The sequence below is a fragment of the Hydrogenibacillus sp. N12 genome (assembly GCF_019645935.1).
GTDB classification, from domain to species: domain Bacteria; phylum Bacillota; class Bacilli; order Thermicanales; family DSM-22653; genus Hydrogenibacillus; species Hydrogenibacillus schlegelii.
This window is the reverse complement of sequence record NZ_CP080953.1, coordinates 1,527,432-1,545,051: the sequence shown is the minus strand read 5'-3', so window position 1 is coordinate 1,545,051 and position 17,620 is coordinate 1,527,432. Positions and strand designations below refer to the sequence as shown.

11 protein-coding genes are annotated in these 17,620 nt (G+C 62.5%); 9 read left to right on the top strand and 2 right to left on the bottom strand.

Annotation, left to right across the window (positions count from 1 at the left end; genetic code table 11):
• Positions 1-87: 87 nt before the first annotated feature.
• From K2M58_RS07255 to K2M58_RS07230, 6 genes are all read left to right on the top strand, one after another.
• Positions 88-1,434 carry an acetyl-CoA carboxylase biotin carboxylase subunit gene (locus K2M58_RS07255; RefSeq protein WP_220677008.1) on the top strand — a complete coding sequence of 449 codons (1,347 nt, stop codon included), beginning with the start codon at positions 88-90 and terminating at the stop codon, positions 1,432-1,434.
• Positions 1,435-1,532: 98 nt separating this feature from the next.
• The gene (locus tag K2M58_RS07250) at positions 1,533-1,751 is read left to right on the top strand and encodes an acetyl-CoA carboxylase biotin carboxyl carrier protein subunit (RefSeq protein ID WP_220677007.1); all 219 of its coding nucleotides are present in this window, start codon (positions 1,533-1,535) and stop codon (positions 1,749-1,751) included.
• A 185-nt stretch (positions 1,752-1,936) separates the two neighbouring features.
• The gene (locus tag K2M58_RS07245) at positions 1,937-3,928 is read left to right on the top strand and encodes an acetate--CoA ligase (RefSeq protein ID WP_220677006.1); all 1,992 of its coding nucleotides are present in this window, start codon (positions 1,937-1,939) and stop codon (positions 3,926-3,928) included.
• 277 nt (positions 3,929-4,205) lie between these two features.
• On the top strand, positions 4,206-5,402 hold the full coding sequence (locus K2M58_RS07240) for an acyl-CoA dehydrogenase family protein (protein ID WP_220677005.1): 1,197 nt from the start codon (positions 4,206-4,208) through the stop codon (positions 5,400-5,402).
• Between the two features lie 111 nt (positions 5,403-5,513).
• Positions 5,514-7,040 carry an acyl-CoA carboxylase subunit beta gene (locus K2M58_RS07235; protein ID WP_220677004.1) on the top strand — a complete coding sequence of 509 codons (1,527 nt, stop codon included), beginning with the start codon at positions 5,514-5,516 and terminating at the stop codon, positions 7,038-7,040.
• Between the two features lie 182 nt (positions 7,041-7,222).
• The gene (locus K2M58_RS07230) at positions 7,223-8,701 is read left to right on the top strand and encodes a transposase (protein ID WP_220677003.1); all 1,479 of its coding nucleotides are present in this window, start codon (positions 7,223-7,225) and stop codon (positions 8,699-8,701) included.
• A gap of 136 nt (positions 8,702-8,837) precedes the next feature.
• On the opposite strand, the gene rpoN is transcribed toward K2M58_RS07230, so the two are convergent.
• Positions 8,838-10,211, bottom strand: coding sequence for an RNA polymerase factor sigma-54 (rpoN, locus tag K2M58_RS07225; protein WP_220677002.1), 1,374 nt, complete (start codon positions 10,209-10,211; stop codon positions 8,838-8,840).
• A gap of 53 nt (positions 10,212-10,264) precedes the next feature.
• Positions 10,265-12,235, bottom strand: coding sequence for a sigma-54-dependent Fis family transcriptional regulator (locus K2M58_RS07220; protein ID WP_220677001.1), 1,971 nt, complete (start codon positions 12,233-12,235; stop codon positions 10,265-10,267).
• Positions 12,236-12,522: 287 nt separating this feature from the next.
• On the opposite strand from K2M58_RS07220, the gene K2M58_RS07215 reads away from it, so the two are divergent.
• From K2M58_RS07215 to K2M58_RS07205, 3 genes are all read left to right on the top strand, one after another.
• Entirely contained in the window at positions 12,523-14,658 is a 2,136-nt protein-coding gene (locus K2M58_RS07215) for a hydantoinase/oxoprolinase family protein (RefSeq protein ID WP_220677000.1), read from the top strand.
• Between the two features lie 31 nt (positions 14,659-14,689).
• Entirely contained in the window at positions 14,690-17,005 is a 2,316-nt protein-coding gene (locus K2M58_RS07210) for a hydantoinase B/oxoprolinase family protein (protein WP_220676999.1), read from the top strand.
• Between the two features lie 97 nt (positions 17,006-17,102).
• Positions 17,103-17,618, top strand: coding sequence for an acetone carboxylase subunit gamma (locus tag K2M58_RS07205; RefSeq protein WP_220676998.1), 516 nt, complete (start codon positions 17,103-17,105; stop codon positions 17,616-17,618).
• The last annotated feature ends 2 nt before the right edge of the window (positions 17,619-17,620 follow it).

Here is a 17,620-nt window from a genome sequence, read left to right as displayed (position 1 = left end):
GCGAAAGGGCGGGAAAAGGCGCGGCGTTTTTCGCTTACCGGTTTTTCGAGCGAGTGTTCGTTCAGAAGAGGCGACGGGAGGGAGCCGATGTTCCGCACGCTTCTCATCGCCAATCGCGGCGAGATCGCCCGACGCATCATCCGCACCGCCCGGGCGATGGGCCTCCGGACGGTCGCCGTCTATTCCGACGCCGACCGGGAGGCGCCGCACGTCCGGGAGGCGGACGAGGCGGTCCGGATCGGGCCGCCGCCGGCCAGGGAAAGCTACCTGAACGTCCCGGCGATCCTCGAGGCGGCGCAAAAGACGGGCGCCGAGGCGATTCATCCCGGCTACGGCTTTTTGTCGGAAAAGGCGGAGTTTGCCGCCGCCGTGGAGGCCGCCGGACTCGTCTTCGTCGGACCGCCGCCGGACGTCATCCGGGCGATGGGGGATAAGGTGGAAGCGCGGAAGCGGATGGCGGCGTCCGGCGTCCCGGTCGTGCCGGGGACGCCGGACGGGGTTCGATCGGTCGAAGAGGCCCTCGCGGCGGCGGAGGCGATCGGCTATCCCGTCTTGATCAAAGCGGGCGCCGGCGGCGGCGGCATCGGGATGGAGCGGGTCGACGATCCGGCCGCGCTTCGGGAACGGTTCGAGGCGGCGAGCGCCCGGGCGGAGCGGTTTTTCGGCGACGGGACGCTGTTTTTGGAAAAATGGATCGACGGGGCCCGGCACGTCGAGGTGCAGCTGGCGGCGGACCGTTTCGGCAACGTCGTCCATCTTTTCGAGCGGGACTGTTCCGTTCAGCGGCGGCATCAGAAGGTCGTCGAGGAGGCGCCGGCGCCGAACCTCGATCCGTTCGTCCAGGCGGCGCTCCTTCGGGCGGCGGTCTTAGGCGCCCGGGCGATCGGGTACGAGAACGTCGGCACGATGGAGTTCATCGTCGATCCTGCCGGGCGGTTTTACTTCATCGAGATGAACACGCGGCTTCAGGTGGAACACCCGGTGACGGAAATGATCACCGGCGTCGACCTCGTCGAGTGGCAGCTTCGGATCGCCGCCGGAGAACCACTTCCCTGGGCGCAGGAGGCGATCGTGCCGCACGGGGCGGCGATCGAGGTGCGGCTCTATGCCGAAGATCCGGTGACGTTTCTCCCGTCGCCGGGGACGGTGACGTCTGTTCGCTGGCCGGAGGGCGTGCGGCTCGAGGCGGGGATCGAGGCCGGGACGAAGGTGACGCCTTTTTACGATCCGCTGCTCGCGAAGATCGTCGTCCACGGCGCGACGCGGTCGGAAGCGCTCAGGCGGCTGGCCGCTGCCCTGACGGAGACGAGCGTCGAGGGCGTGAAGACGAACCTCCCGCTCCTTCGGGCGATCGTCGCCGATCGGGCGTTTGTGGAGGGCCGCTACGACACGGGGTTGATCGAGGCGCTGAAGCGGCCGGCGTCGTCTGAATGAAAAACCGGCGCCAAAAGGGGCCGACGCCGCCGACCGGCAAGAGGGGCGCCAAAAGAAGGCCGGGGCGATCCCGGCAAGACGGTTAGGGGGCTGAGCCAATGGACGTGCGGGCACCGATGAGCGGCACGGTGTGGAAAGTCCTCGTTCGTCCCGGAGAACGGGTCGAGACGGGGCAAGAGGTGGTCATCCTCGAGTCGATGAAGATGGAGATCCCGGTCGCGGCGGAATTCGCCGGGACGGTCGAGGCGATTGTGAAGAGCGAAGGGGAGTACGTCGACGAAGGAGAGGTGCTCGTCCGCCTGGCGCCGGCGCCGTAGCCGGCGCCGGGTTCGGGCCGCCGGAGGAGAGCAAACGGGAAAAGCCGAAGGTGCGTCGGATGCCTGGTTGGCGGCCGGCCTGAGCGGGGATGGAAACTTCGGCGATGAAATGACAGAATCGACGCTCGGGACGAAGAAGGCACAACCGCGCGGAAAGGAAAAACCGAGGGAAAGGAGCGACGGGGATGGAGGAGCGGGGGACGGTTCGAGACGGAAACCTTGAGGCGGGCGGGGCGATCTACGTCGGGAAGTCCCTCGAGCCGCCGACGGAGGCCCTTCGCCGGAAGGCGCCCCTTTCCGATCTGGAGGCGGCGGCGCTTCTGGAGGAGGCGCGCCTCGCGCCGGAGCGGTACTGGGCCGCGATCGCCGGGGAGCTCGCCTGGTTTTCCCCCTGGCATACGCTCGTCGAGGGGACGATCGAGCAGTTTCGGTATTTTGTCGGCGGCCTTTCGAACGTCTGTTACAACTGCCTCGACCGGCACCTGCCGGCGCGGAAAAACAAGGTGGCGCTTTTTTACGAGCGGGAAGACGGCCGTCGGGAGGTGTGGACGTACCGGGAACTGGTCGATGCGGTCGGCCGCTTTGCGGCGGCGCTCCGGCGGGCCGGCGTCGGGACGGGCGACCGGGTCGCTGTCTACATGACGAACACGCCGGAGACGTTCATTTACATCCACGCCCTGACGAGGATCGGGGCGATCTACACGGTGCTCTTTGCTGGCTTTTCGGAAGAGGCGATTCGGGAGCGGCTTCGCGATTTTCGACCGAAGCTGGTGCTGACCGCCGACTACACCGTCCGGCGGGGACGGATGGTTCCGCTCAAGGCGACGCTCGACGGGGCGCTTCAGGGTCTGGACGGCATCGAACGGATCGTCGTCGCCCGGCGGTTTCCGGATGAACCGGTTCCGATGGGCGGACGGGACGTCGGGTACGACGAATTCGTCGCCGGGATCGCGGAGCCGGCGCCGGTCGTGCCGGTGGAGGCGAACGCGCCGGGGTTCGTCATCTATACGTCCGGGACGACGGCAAAGCCGAAAGGGCTCGTCCATTCGGGCATCGGCTTTCTCGTCGGCGCCTACGCCAACGTCAAGTGGAGCTTAAACCTTCAAGACGACGACGTCTACTGGTGCACAGCGGACGTCGGGTGGCTGACGTTTCCGATTTTTGCCCTCGTCGGGGGGCTGGCCCACGGGGCGACGCTCGTCGTCTACGAGGGGGCGCCGGATCATCCGACGCCGGGGCGGTTTTACGACCTCCTCGCCCGCTATCGGGTCAACAAGGTGTTTACCGCGCCGACGCTTCTTCGCATGCTTCGGCGGGCGGGGGACGACTGGATTCACGGGACCGAGGACCTCGAGCTCGTCGCCCTCGTCGGCGAGCCGCTCGACCCGGAGACGTACCACTGGACGAAGGAGCGGCTGGGCGGCGGGCGAATTTTCGTGAACAACACGTACGGCCAGACGGAGACGGGAACGGCGTGGGCGTCGAGCATCGTCGGGCTTTCGCCGACGAAGCCGGGGGCGGCGGGCCATCCGCTGCCGGGCTACGCGGCGGAAGTCGTCGACGAATTCGGGCAGCCGGTGCCGGCGGGGGAGCTCGGCTTCCTCGTCCTCACGCGGCCGTTTCCGTCCCTCGCCCGGACGGTGTGGGGCGATTCGGAGCGGTATCGGGAGATCTACTTCAGCCGCATCCCGGGGAAGTATTTTTCCGGCGACGCGGCCATCCTCGATCCGGACGGGCAGCTCTGGGTGACCGGCCGGGTCGACGACGTGATCAACGTGTCGGGCCACCGGATCGGGACAATGGAGCTCGAGGCGGCGCTCATCAACCACCCGGCCGTCGCCGAGGCGGCGGTGATCGGCGAGCCGGACCCGATCCGGGGGGAGGTGCCGGTCGCTTTCGTCATCCTCCGGAGCGGGGTGGCGGCGACGGATCGGGCGGCCCGGGAGGCCCTCGAGCGAGAGCTCGCCGAGGCGATCGTTCGGGAGATCGGTGCGTACGCCCGGCCGGCGCGGGTGTTCATCGTGCCGACGCTCCCCCGGACCCGGAGCGGGAAGATCATGCGGCGGCTCCTTCGGGAACTCCGGCTCAAAGGCGACGTCGCCGGGGATCTGACGACCCTCGACAATCCCGATGCGATCGCCGAGCTCAAGGCGCTTCGGGAGCGAGGCGAGCTGTGATCGGCCGCTTGGCGGCCGGCGGTTAAAAAGGCGACGCGCAAAAGGGGCGGCCGTCGGCGGGCGGAATCGGAGGGACCGGCGCTGAACCGGGCTGGATCGACGACAATCGTTCCGGTCGAGGCCTAGGATCGGTTGGGATCGGCACTGAACCGAGCTGGTTCGACGGCGACCGGCCCCGGGAGCGGCCTGAAAATGGTCGTGATCGGCCAGGGCCGTTCCGGGATTGACCGCGAACAGCAGAAAGAAGATAAAGAAGAAAAAGAAAGGGTGAGAGACGATGCTTCCACCGGCCGCGTGGAGCGAGACGGAACGGATGATCGTCGCGGCGGTCGACGAGGCACTCAAGAAACTCCGTCCGAAGCTGGACGCGTACCACCGAATGATCTACGATGAAGGGACGTACCCGGAAGAACTCTGGGGCGTGCTCGCCGAGCTCGGCCTTTTCGGCGCCCTCGTGCCGGAAGCCTACGGCGGGACCGGCCTCGGCCTGACGGCGATGACCATCGCCATGGAGCGGTTTGCGGCGCACGGACTCGCGAACGTCCTGGCGGTGCTCACGACGATGGATGCCCTCGCGATCGTCCGAGGCGGGACGGAAGCGCAGAAGCGGCGGTTTTTGCCGCCGATCGCCGAGGGCCGCCTCAAGATGGCCTTTGCCATCACCGAACCGGAGGCCGGGACGAACAGCTTCAACATCCGCACGTTCGCCCGGCGAGAGGGAAGCGACTATCGCCTGGACGGCCACAAGGCGTGGATCACCGGTGCCGACCGAGCGGACTGGATCGTCGTCGTCGCCCGGACAATGCCGGCGGAGGAGGCGGAGCGGTCGTTCGGCAGCCGGCGGCACGGCCTCGGGCTTTTCCTCGTCGAAAACGGGACGCCGGGACTTTCGCTTCAGCCGATGGAGACCGTCGGCATCGAGGGTTTCGGGCAGTTCGTCGTCTATTTCGACGGGGTCAAAGTGCCGGAAGAGGCCCGGATCGGGCCGGAGCACCGGGGCACGGAGGTCCTTTTTCACGCCCTGAATCCGGAGCGGATCCTCTTTGCGGCCAAAGGGGTCGGCATGGCGGAGCTCGCCCTCATGCGGGCGGCCGCCTACGCCCGGGAGCGGCGGGTGTTCGGCGAGACGCCGATCGGCGCCTATCAGGGGGTTCAGCATCCGCTGGCCCGGCTTTTTGCCGAAAAAGAGGCGGCCCGACTTCTGACATACGAAGCCGCCCGGGCATACGACCGGGGGGCGCCGGGGCGGGACGTCGGGCTCTGGGCGAGCATGGCCAAGCTCCTCGCTTCGGAAACGGCGTTTCGGGCCGTCGATCAGGCGATTCAGACCCACGGCGGGAACGGCTTCGCCAAGGAATACCGCTTCATTCAGATGCTGGCGCCGGCCCGGCTCATGAAGACGGCGCCCGTCAACAACGAAATGCTCCTCAACTTCATCGCTGAGCGAGCGCTTGATCTCCCGCGGTCATACTGAGGCGGGCAGTTCTGAAGCGGGCGGTTTTCGCCCGACCGGCCGTCGGGCACTTACCGGCGGCCGTCGGGGCGAACGCGACGATGCTCTTGATTCGGACGAAGGAGGGGGACGATGGGCGAGCGGGAACGGCGCCTCATCGAAGAACGGGAACGCATCCGACAGGGCGGGCCGCCCCGGGGGCACGAGCGGCAGCGGGCGGCCGGGAAGCTTTTTGTCCGGGATCGGCTGCGGCTTTTTTTCGACGCCGTCGAAACCGAGACGGGGACGTTCGCCCGCTACGACGATCCGGAGCTCGCCGCCGACGGCGTCGTGACCGGGAGCGGGACGATCGACGGCCGACCGGTCTTTTTCATCGCCAGCGACTATACGGTGAAGGCCGGTTCGGTCGGCATCCGCCATGCCCAGAAGTTTCTCGCCACGCAGAAGGCGGCGCTTCGGGCCCGGCGGCCGATCGTCTACCTCGTCGATTCGTCCGGCGCCCGGATCGACGAGACGGGCGGCCACCACGTCGATCCGGGAAGCATCGGCGAATTTTACTACATGCACAGCCTCCTGTCCGGCGCGGTGCCGCAGATCGGCGTCCTCTACGGGACGTGTTTCGCCGGGACGGCGTACACGCCGGTGTTCACCGATCTGCTCGTGATGATGAAAGATGCGGCGATGGCCATCGCCTCGCCGCGGATGGTCGAGGTGGCGATCGGGCAGAAGGTGACGCCGGAGGCGCTGGGCGGCGTCGAGGTGCACGCCAAAAAAAGCGGCTCGGTCCACTTCGTCGCCGAAAGCGAGGAAGAGGCGGCGGCCCTCGTCCGGCGGATCTTGTCCTACCTCCCCGACTCGAGCGACGGCCGGCCGCCGTCCGCACCGCCGGTCGACCCGGCCCGTGACCCGGAGGAAATCGACGCCATCCTCCCGGAGGACCCGAACCGACCGTACGACGTCCGGCGCCTCATCGAGGCGATCGTCGACGCCGGGAGCTTTCTCGAAGTGAAGGCGATGTACGCGCCGGAGCTCGTGACCGGCTTTGCCCGCCTCGGCGGCGAAGTGATCGGCATCGTCGCCAACCAGCCGGCGGTCAAAGGCGGGACGATCTTTCCGGAGTCGGCCGACAAGGGGGCGGAGTTCGTCTGGCTGTGCGACGCCTACAACATCCCGCTCCTCTACCTCGTCGACACGCCGGGGTTCATGGTCGGGACCATGGTCGAGCAAAACGCCATCCTCCGGCGGGGGCGGAAGTTCATCTTCGCCACGGCGAGCGCGACGGTGCCGCGGGTGAGCGTCGTCGTCCGGAAGGCGTACGGGGCGGGGATCTACGCCATGTCGGGGCCGGCGTTCCATCCGGACGTGACGCTGGCGCTCCCGTCGGCGGAGATCGCGGTCATGGGACCGGAGGCGGCGGTGAACGCCGTCTATTACAATAAAATCCAGGCGATCGAAGATCCGGAGGAACGAAAGCGCCTCGTCGAACGGTTGCGGGCGGAGTATCGGGCGGGCTACGACATCTACAAGCTCGCCGGTGAGCTCGTCGTCGACGAGCTCATCCCGCCGAAGGAACTGAGAACACAACTGATGCGTTATTTTGAGCTCTTTCGCGAAAAACACATTGAACTCCCGCGGCGCAAGCATGCGACGATCATCTGACGGCTTTAAGACCGTTTCGGGGCGGAGATGCGTCCGACGGGCATCTGATTTTACCTCCGCCCCGAGAAATTTTTTAAAAGGCCGGTGAAAAACCCCTTCGTTTTGAAGGAAAACCGGACCCATGGATCGAATTCATTCAATCAAAGCAAGCAAGCATCCCTTCTCAAAAAGGAGATTCAAACATGCGGCCTCGACGATTGACTTCCCATCAACCCAAATTGTTTCAGCATATTGATATGGAAGCCCTCGTGCCACAAAATCACATCCTTCGCCAAATCGATCGCGTCTTGGACTTCTCTGCGATCCATGAGTGGGTCGCCCCGCTTTATTCGGAACGCACCGGACGCCCGGCCGTCGATCCGGAACTCGTCATGCGAATCATCTTACTTTCTTACCTCTTCAATCACTCTGAGCGGGAACTCTTTCAAACGCTCCCCATGCACGCCGGTTATTTGTGGTTCTTAGGGCTCGATTTTGAGTCCGTACTTCACCCGGAGGCCGGGGGTCCGCGGCTTCCGGATCGTACGACCGTGGTCAAAACACGGAAACTTTGGCGCAGGCACGGCATTTTTGAGAAAGCCATGCGCCATGTGGTGGATCAGTGCATCGCCGCAGGGCTCGTTCAGCCGGAAGTGCATGTCGCGGTGGACGGTACGCTTGTCCGAGCCAATGCTTCCATCCACAGTTTAAAGCCCATCGCGCCGGTCCCCGTGGAGTCGCTTGACGCTTATCTGGCCCGGCTGGAGGAAGAAGATCGCTCGTTTTCCGACGGCGGAGACGAAGACGACTCCTCTCCGTCTGACCCCCATCCTCCCGATCCGGGCCCGAACCTTTCATCCCCCGGCTCCCCTTCGGCTTCGTCGGGAAGGCCACCCAAGAAGCCGGGCGATTTTCGGGGGGAGCGGTTTTCCAACCGGACCCACCGGAGCATGACCGATCCGGATGCCCGCCTTTATCGAAAGAGCTCCGGTCAAGAAGCCCATTTGCGTTATCTCATTCATCATACGGTGGACACCCGCTCCTCCGTCATCTTGCGGACCCAGGCCAAGATCATCACGGGCACTGCGGAACGAGAGGCCGCCATCGAAGCTCTGCTGCACATCCGGCGTGAGCACCCCTCTCTTCGCATTCAAAGCGTCTCCGGAGACGGTGGATATGCCGATACGGAAACGCTCGATCGGCTTTTGAAGATGGACATCGTTCCCCTTATTCCCGTGCGATCGCTTCAAAAAGAAGCGCTCCCCGGGTGGCGCCGAGCCGTCCGGGATCCGGAGAAAGCGCGCCAAAGATGGAGCAAGATCAAGGCGGTGCTCGTGCGGAACAAAGTGCGTCGCCTGAATGGTCAAACGCATTACCGAGCCATTCGGAAACGACGCGTTGTCATTGAACGTCTTTTTGCCGAAGGCAAAGCGCAGCACGGCTTAAGCCGTGCTCGAAGCCGTGGCTTGGAAGCGATGCAAGAGCAAGCCATCCTGACGGCTGTAGTGCAGAATCTCAAACGATTAAGCCGGTATGTGCGGAAGCGCCCACAGACCGGGAGTTCCGTGTGCCTCAAACCGGCATACGAAAGGCTCACAAGGGGAGTGGCGGCGTTTTTGACGGTTCTATTCGTTCGGACGTCACACCTCGTCGGGCGAAGATGGTCGATCCAGTGGACTTAATTCACCAGCCTTTTAATGATTGGTGGGTTTATGATGCTGGGGCTCGCCCTCAGCCTGGTGCTCGCCGTGACTTCGCCCGAAACGCGAACGCGGGCCTATTCGCGCCTCGATCTGGAAGCGCCGGAAGCTCCGGAAGCTAAGGAGTCGCTGTAACGGAGCGCCCGTTTCCCGGGCTCCGGCGCTGATGGGACGAAGGGATGCCCGCCATCGCGCGATACTTGGCCACTGTCCGGCGGGAGACGGGGACCCCCTCTTGATGGAGCAGGGCGGCCAGCGCCTCGTCGGACAGTGGATTTGTTTTGTCTTCGGCATCGATATAGGCTTTGATCTTGCGGATGATGGCATCGGATGTCGTCGGCGTGGCTTCATCGCCGCTACCGCCGACCGGCGAAGGGAACAGGCGTTTGAATTCGATGACCCCCCACGGCGTTTCGATGTGCTTTTCGCGCACCGTGCGGGAGATCGTCGAGACGCTGAGCCCGACGTCCTCGGCGATGACCTGCATCGTAAGCGGCTTCAGTCGCTCCGGTCCGTGGAGAAAGGCTTCCTGCTGCCGGCGGACGACCGCCTCTAGCACGCGCTCTAAAGTCGCCTTCCGCGCCTGAACCTGATCGATCAGCTTGCGGGCGTGGGCGATTTTCCGGGAGACATAATCCCGCGTGCGGGGATCGAGATCGAGTCGGCGTTCCATTCGGGCAAACGCGGGGTCGATCGAGAGGCGTGGCAAAACGTCGTCGTAGAGGATCACCGTGAGCGTCCCCGCGTCGTTTTGGACAGCCGCCTCGGGGATGACGTACACGGTCGCTTCGACGGCGAATTCGCCGCCGGGCCGCGGGTTAAACGTTTTGAGGAGCGCCACGGCCTCGACGACCGCTTCGATCGGGACGCGAAGCCGCCGGGCGATGGCCTCAAGCCGCCCCCTGGCGACGTCTTCCAGGTGTTCGTCGATGATGGCGGACAAAACCGGCAGAGGCTCCCCGAGCCGCCGATGCTGAAGGTGGAGGCATTCGCGCAGGTTCCGGGCGCCGATGCCGGGAGGATCAAGCGACTGGACGATGACGAGGGCGGCTTCAAGACGCGCAAGCGGACGGGCAAAGCGTTCCGCAAGTGCTTCCAGCGGGACGCCAAGGAATCCCCGTTCATCAAGGGCATCGACGATGAGACAGGCATCGCGTAAAAGCCGGGAGTCAAGCAGGCGCATGCGGAGCTCGGCTTTCAGGCGATCGGTGAGCGAGGGTTCCGGCGCCCGGAGGGCGGAGAGCGGGTCATACGGGTCGCTTTCGTTCGAGACCCTTCGACTTTTGCTCCGCGGACGGCCGGTCGCCCATCCGGACGTCTGCCAGAGGGGGGGATCGACGTGAAGCGCCGGATTTTCACGCGCGAGTTCGTCGATATACGATGTGAGCTCGGGGAGGCCGAGCATGAGGAGGTCCAGCGATTGTTTCAGCTCGGCGGTGATCCGGAGTTCGGTTTTGAGGGACGGTTCGAGACGGACGGTCGGTTCGCTCATCTTTGGACCCCCTTTCTTCGCCGTTTTCCTTGGGATGCCCGTTCCTTTTTGCGCTAATCTATATTAGAGTATTTTGAAAGATTGATTCCATATTGTTTAATCTTGCGATATATGGTCGCCCGCGAGCGATTGAGCCGTCGGGCCACTTCGCTCACATTTCCATTTGCTTTTTGCAACCAATAATCGATCATTTTTTTCTCTTCGCGCTCCAGCGGGTCGAGCGGGAGCGAATCGGAATCCGGCGCCTCGTTTAATAAGTAACTCGGTAAGTTGTTGAGTGAAATAACGCTTCCGGTGGAAAAGATGACGGCATGCTCTACAACATTTTGCAGTTCTCTGACATTGCCCGGCCATGCGTATCGTTCAAAAAAGCGGACGACGTCGGAGTCAAAGGACGCGGCGGATTTTCCGTATTGCTTGGCGAACTTATCCAAAAAGAATTCGGCAAGCAAGAGGATGTCCTGCGCGCGCTCGCGCAGCGGAGGCAGCGCGATCTCGACGACGTTCAGACGGTAAAAAAGATCCAGGCGAAAGGCGCCTTGGGCGATGCGCTCGGCGAGATTATGATTGGTGGCGGCGATGATGCGCACATCGACCGGCCGGGCATTCGAGGAGCCGAGGCGCATGATCTTCTTTTCTTGCAGGACTCTCAGCAAATAAACTTGAAGCTCAAGCGGCATGTCGCCGATTTCATCGAGGAACAGCGTGCCGCCTTGGGCTTCTTCAAATTTTCCTTTTTTGCCTTTGGGATTCGCCCCCGTAAAGGCGCCGGGTTCATAGCCGAACAGCTCGCTGGCGATCAGCTCACGGGGGATGGCGGCGATGTTTACGGCGACGAACGGGTGCGGGTGGCGGGTGCTGGCTTCATGGATCGCCTGGGCAAACCGTTCTTTTCCAGTTCCGCTCTCACCGGTGATCAGCACCGGAACATCGGTTGCGGCTACGATTTTGGCGCGTTGGATGGCATGTTGCATCGCCGGGGAGCTTCCGATGATCGTGTCCCAGGGGGTGTGGAGAACGGGGCGGGTGGAGGGGGCAGAAACACGGCGCAACCGGGAGCGCCGGCGCAAGAGAACGAGAAAACCGATGCGTTCGTTTTTCCGGATCAGGACGACGGCCGTCGCCTCATAGCCCGTATCCGTCAGCTCAAACGTATATTCGAGCTCGGGGCAGGTGAGGAGGGTTTCGCGGATATCCGCCAATATGGAGCGCGATGAATGCCGTTTTTGAAGTTCTTGGAGCGTGGCTTGCGCTTCCGGGCTCTGGGTGAGCATCTGCAGGGCGCTGTCGAAGAGGAGGATCGGCTCGCCGGGCCAGCGCTTTCGAGCGTTCATATATTCGTCATATAAATGTTTCCTCAAATTATCAGATATTCTGGTGTATTCTTTTTGAATTTGCACGGCGATCATTTTGGCGATGCCCAGGGTGTGCGGCTGGGCGTATTCATACGGCGCCGTCAAATCGACGATTCCGAGCACTTGACCGGAATGGGGATCGGTCACCGGTGCGGCGGAGCAGACCCAGTCGTGAGCGGCTTGAGCAAAATGTTCATATGAAAAGATTTGAATCGGTTTTTGCAGATAGAGAGATGTGCCGATGGCGTTCGTTCCGACCGATGGCTCGCTCCAGTCCGCCCCGAGGACGAAGAGCATGGTTTCCGCCTTTTTGAGGATCGAATGCTCCCCTTGAAGATAGATGATCCGGCCGCCGGCGTCGGTCAACGTCAGCAGGTGTTTGGTGACTTTGATTTGATCGAAAATATGTTCTAAAACGGGGATCGCCGTCAAAAAAAACTCCGATTGCCTTCTCCATTCGATGACTTCATCGATTTCGTGAAGGTACCGCGCCTTCTTTTGTTCAGGTTGGATCCCGAGCGATTGGCTGCGCTTCCACGATTCAAGGACGGATGCGCGCAACCCGGATTCGACGCGACGGTCGCTCACATACGCTTCCCACGCGCGCCATAGGGCGCGTTTTTTGTCCTGAATTTCTTGCGGAGATAGAAGGGCCAGTTCTTCACCCATGGTCCCACCTCCTTCGGGGACGACGTGTTGGGGAGGCGAACCACTCTGGCCGTATTGTAGACCAACAGACATTCGAAAGCAAACGCACAATCGACCCAACCTTGTATCGATTGCGAAACAAGACTGTCTCATTTTTAAACACCCCCTTCAGCGCCGGGCGCGGTCTTCGGGCGCTTCGACGAAGCATCCGGTTTTGGCACGCGGATTGCTAGCTCAATAAGCGAGCGAACGTCTCGGTTCGCCAAACGTAGGGCTAGGCCAAACGGGAGGGCCAAGGAGGTTGGAGGATGACGCGCCGCATTCAAGTGCTGGGCATCGACGCCGGCGGGACGATGACGGACACCTTTTTCGTGGACACAGACGGGAATTTCGTCGTCGGCAAGGCGCAAAGCACGCCGCACGACGAGTCGGTCGGCCTCATCAACTCCTCGGCCGACGCGCTGGCGCAGTGGAATCTCGCCGTCGAAGACGTTTTTCCGCAGCTGGTGACGGCCGTGTATTCCGGGACGTCCATGCTCAACCGCATCGTCCAGCGGAAAGGCTTGCGCGTCGGGTTGATCGTCAACCGAGGGATGGAAGATTTTCATCGCATGGGGCGGTCGATTCAATCGTACCTGGGCTATTCATACGAAGATCGCCTGCACCTCAACACCCATCGCTACGACCCGCCTTTGGTGCCGAGGGAGCTGACCTTCGGGGTCACCGAACGGATCGACCTGTTCGGAAACATCGTTATTCCGCTGCGGGAAAACGAGGCGTACGAGGCGGCCCGAAAGCTTGTGGAGCGGAACGTGGAAGGAATCGTCATCAGCTTTCTCCATTCCTACAAGAATCCCGTCCATGAACGGCGGGTGCGCGACATCGTCCTCGAGGTGTTGCGGGAGGCCGGGAAGGAGATTCCGGTCTTTGCTTCTTCCGACTATTATCCTGTGCGCAAAGAATCGCACCGGACCAATACCACCATCCTCGAAGCGTATGCTGCCGAACCGTCGCGTCGGACGCTGGTCCAGATCAACGAGCGGTTCAAACAGCTCGGCGCCCGGTTTGACTTGCGGGTGATGGCCAGCCACGGTGGAACGATCAGCTGGAAAGCGAAAGAGCTGGCGCGGACGGTCGTATCCGGACCGATCGGCGGCGTGATCGGGGCGCGATCGCTCAGCGAACGGCTCGGCTACCGCAACATCGCGGCCACCGATATCGGCGGCACCAGCTTTGACATGGCGCTGATCGTGCAAGGGCAATTCACCATCCAGCACGATCCGGACATGGCCCGGCTGGTCCTGTCTTTGCCGCTCGTGCAGATGGACAGCGTCGGGTCCGGCGCCGGCAGCTACGTGCGCATCGATCCGTATACGCAGGCGATCAAGATCGGTCCGGACAGCGCGGGGTATCGCGTCGGCGTCTGCTGGCCGGAAAGCGGCGTCGAGACCGTCACCATCTCCGACTGTCACGTCGTGCTCGGCTACATCAATCCGGATAATTTCCTCGGCGGGCAGATCAAGCTGGATCCGGAACGGGCCCGAATGGCGATCGAGGAACAAATCGCCCGTCCGCTGGGGCTTTCGGTGGAAGAGGCGGCCGCCGGTGTGATTGAGCTCCTGGATACGCGCCTTCGCGATCATTTGCGGGCGATGATCAGCGGGAAAGGGTATCATCCCTCCGAATTTGTCTGCTTCTCTTACGGCGGCGCCGGCCCGGTCCACACCTATGGGTATACCGAAGGGCTCGATTTCGAGGACGTCATCATTCCAGCCTGGGCGGCCGGTTTTTCCGCCTTCGGTTGCGCCGCGGCGGATTTTGAGTACCGCTACGACAAGAGCCTCGACATCAACGTCGCGCCGGACGCCGGGGCGGCCGAGAAGATTGCAGCTGTCAAAGAGCTGCAGAGCGCCTGGAATGAACTGGCCGAAAAGGTGATCGAAGAGTTCCGCCTCAACGGCTATTCTCCCGAAAGCGTCACGCTGTTTCCGGGGTACCGCATGATGTACCGCGGTCAGCTGAACGACCTCGAGATCAATTCTCCGCTCGCTCGGGTCGAAAAGGCCGAGGACTGGGACCGGTTGACGGAAGCGTTTGAAGAGACGTATGCCCGCGTGTACGCCAAAGCCGCCCGCAGTCCCGAATTGGGCTTCACCATTACCGGAGCGATCATGCGCGGCATCGTGCCGAGCGTCAAACCGCGGATTCCCGAAGAACCGCTCAGCGGTGCAACACCGCCGAAAGAGGCGCATCGCGGCCAGAGACCATTTTACTTCCGCAAAAAGTGGGTCAACGCCGACATCTGGGATATGGACGCTTTAAAGGCGGGCAATCAGATTGAGGGACCGGCGATCATCGAGGCGCCGGCGACGACGCTGGTCGTGCCCCCGGGTTGGAGCACGACGTTGGACGCGCACCGCCTCTTCCATCTCAAGCGCCGGTAAGCCATCACAAATTTGAAGGAGGAAGGTCCAAATGGCGAAAACGCAACTGGGCCTTGACTTTCGTCCATTGAAGTTGGAAGGACAGACGCTCAAAACACACCGCGATGCGGTGATGCGGCTCACGCGGGAGACGGGGCATTATGCCGGTCTTAAGAATCTGGAACTCAAGGAGAGCGACCCGATTCTTTACAACAAAATGTTTTCGCGGCTTCGCGCCGGCGTCGTCCATGCCCGCGAGACGGCGAAGCGCATTGCCGCTTCGCCGATCGTCGAGCAGGAGGGTGAGCTCTGCTTTACGCTGTACAACCCCGCCGGCGATTCACTCATGACGTCCACGGGCATCATCATCCACGTCGGAACGATGGGGGCGGCCATCAAATACATGATCGAAAACGGTTGGGAAGAAAACCCGGGGATTCGGCCGGGCGACATTTTCACCAACAACGACTGCATGCTGGGCAACGTTCACCCCTGCGACGTGCATACGATCGTCCCCATCTTCTGGGAAGATCGGCTGGTCGGCTGGGTCGGCGGCGTGACGCACGTCATCGATACCGGCGCCCTTGGCCCGGGGTCGATGACCATGGGGCCGGTGCAGCGCTTCGGCGACGGTTACCAGGTGACCTGCCGGAAAACCGGAGAAAACGACCGTCCCCTCCGCGACTGGCTCCACGAAAGCCAGCGCTCGATCCGCACGACGCGCTACTGGCTGCTCGATGAGCGCACCCGCATTGCCGGCGCCCACATGATCCGCGATCTGGTGCTCGACCTCATCCGGGAAGTCGGGATCGACAACTATATGAAGTTTGCCTACGAGATCGTGGAGGACGGGCGCCGAGGTCTCATCCGCAGGATCAAGTCGATGACGGTGCCGGGGAAGTACCGGGCGGTGGCGTTCGTCGACGTCGGTTATAAGCATCCGGACGTGAACGTTCCGCCTTATGCCAAAGTCGACACGATCATGCACGCACCGCATGAAATCACGATCCATGCGGACGGCACCTGGAAGCTCGATTTTGACGGTTCGAGCCGCTGGGGCTGGCATTCGTTCAACGCGCAACCGGTCTCGTTTACCAGCGGCATCTGGGTCATGATGACGCAGACCTTGATTCCCACGGAACTCGTCAATGACGGGGCCTATTACGCCACGCAATTCCGCTTGCCCAGGGGGACATGGCAGAACCCGGACGATCGCCGCTCGGCCCACTCGTACGCCTGGCACTTCCTGGTTTCCGCCTGGAGCGCCATCTGGCGAAGCCTCAGCACGGCCTACTTTGCCCGCGGGTATCTCGAAGAAGTCAACGCCGGCAACGCCAACACGTCCAACTGGCTCCAGGGCGGCGGCTTCAACCAGTACGACGAGATTCACGCCGTCAACAGCTTTGAGGCGGCCTCCGAGGGGACGGGGGCCTCGGCGGTGAAAGACGGCCTGGATCACGCGGCGGCGATCTGGAACCCCGAGGGCGACATGGGCGACATGGAGATTTGGGAGCTGGCGGAGCCGCTCATTTACCTGGGGCGCAACGTCAAGGCCAACACCGGCGGCTACGGCAAGTATCGCGGCGGGTGCGGATATGAGACGCTCCGCATGGTGTACAACGCCAAGGACTGGACCATGTTCTTCATGGGGAACGGGTATATGGTGAGCGACTGGGGGCTTATGGGAGGCTATCCGTCGGCCGCCGGCTATCGCTTCGAAGCCCATGGCACCGATCTGAAAGAACGGATCGAGAAGGGACAGCCGATTCCGCTGGGGCCTGACGCCGATCCGGACCATCCCGAGTACGAGAAGCTCATGAAGGCCCAAACCATCAAGCGGGATAAGCAAACGATGACCACGGAGACGATCTTTGAGAACTACGATCTCTACCTGAACTACTTGCGCGGCGGTCCCGGTTTCGGCGATCCGATTGAGCGCGATCCTGCGAAGATCGAAGCGGACTTAAACGGCGGTTACCTGCTTCCCCGCTACGCGGAAAAGGTGTACGGGGCGGTCATCGTTCAAGATGCGCAAGGCCGCTGGCATGTGGATCGGGAGGCCACCGAAAAGCGCCGTGCGGAGATCCGCAAAGAGCGCATCGCCCGCGGGAAGCCGACGCGCGAGTGGATGAAGGAGGAGCGGGAGCGCATCTTGCGCAAGGAAGCCTCGGTGCAGGTCCGTCACATGTTCGCGACGAGCTTCCAGCTGAGCCCTCGGTTTTTGGAGGAATTCAAGCGCTTCTGGGATCTCCCGGAGGATTGGAGCTTGACCGAGGAAGAACTGGAGGTTCCGACCTTCGGTGCGAAGCATCGCATGAGCGTGGAACAGCTGCCCGACGTAAAGCGTCTCGTGCTCGTCGAAGAGTAAGGCGCGACAGGGGGGCGGCAAGTTCCGCCCTCCTCAAGCCCTCCGAACGTCCACTCAAATTAACGAGGAAGATGACACCCATAAGGAGGTTCATCCTATGGCCTACGATCGAAAGAAAATTGAAGAGCTGATCGACGGGACGATCGATTGGGAGACGCTGCATCGCATGCTCTCGGAGCCCAAAGACCCCGAGCGCTTCCGGCTGTACCTGGAGATCTTGCAGGAACGGGTGCCGTGGGAGGACCGCATCATCCTTCCTTACCAGTATCACCTGTACATCGTGCAAAAGAAAGACACAAAAGAGTGGGTAATTAAGTGCGATTGCGGTCACGAATTCTGCGACTACCGGGACAATTGGAAGCTGCATGCGCTCATCTACGTGCGGGACACGGAGGAAACGTTGAACGAAATTTATCCTAAGCTGATGGCGCCGGACCCGAATTGGCAGGTTTTCCGGGAGTATTACTGCCCGAACTGTGGCACGCTGCTGGAGGTGGAAGCGCCGACGCCCTGGTACCCGGTGATCCACAACTGGGAGCCGGATATCGAGACGTTCTACCGCGAATGGCTCGGCCAGCCGGTTCCGGAGCGCGCCGAACCGACCCGCAAGTAAGC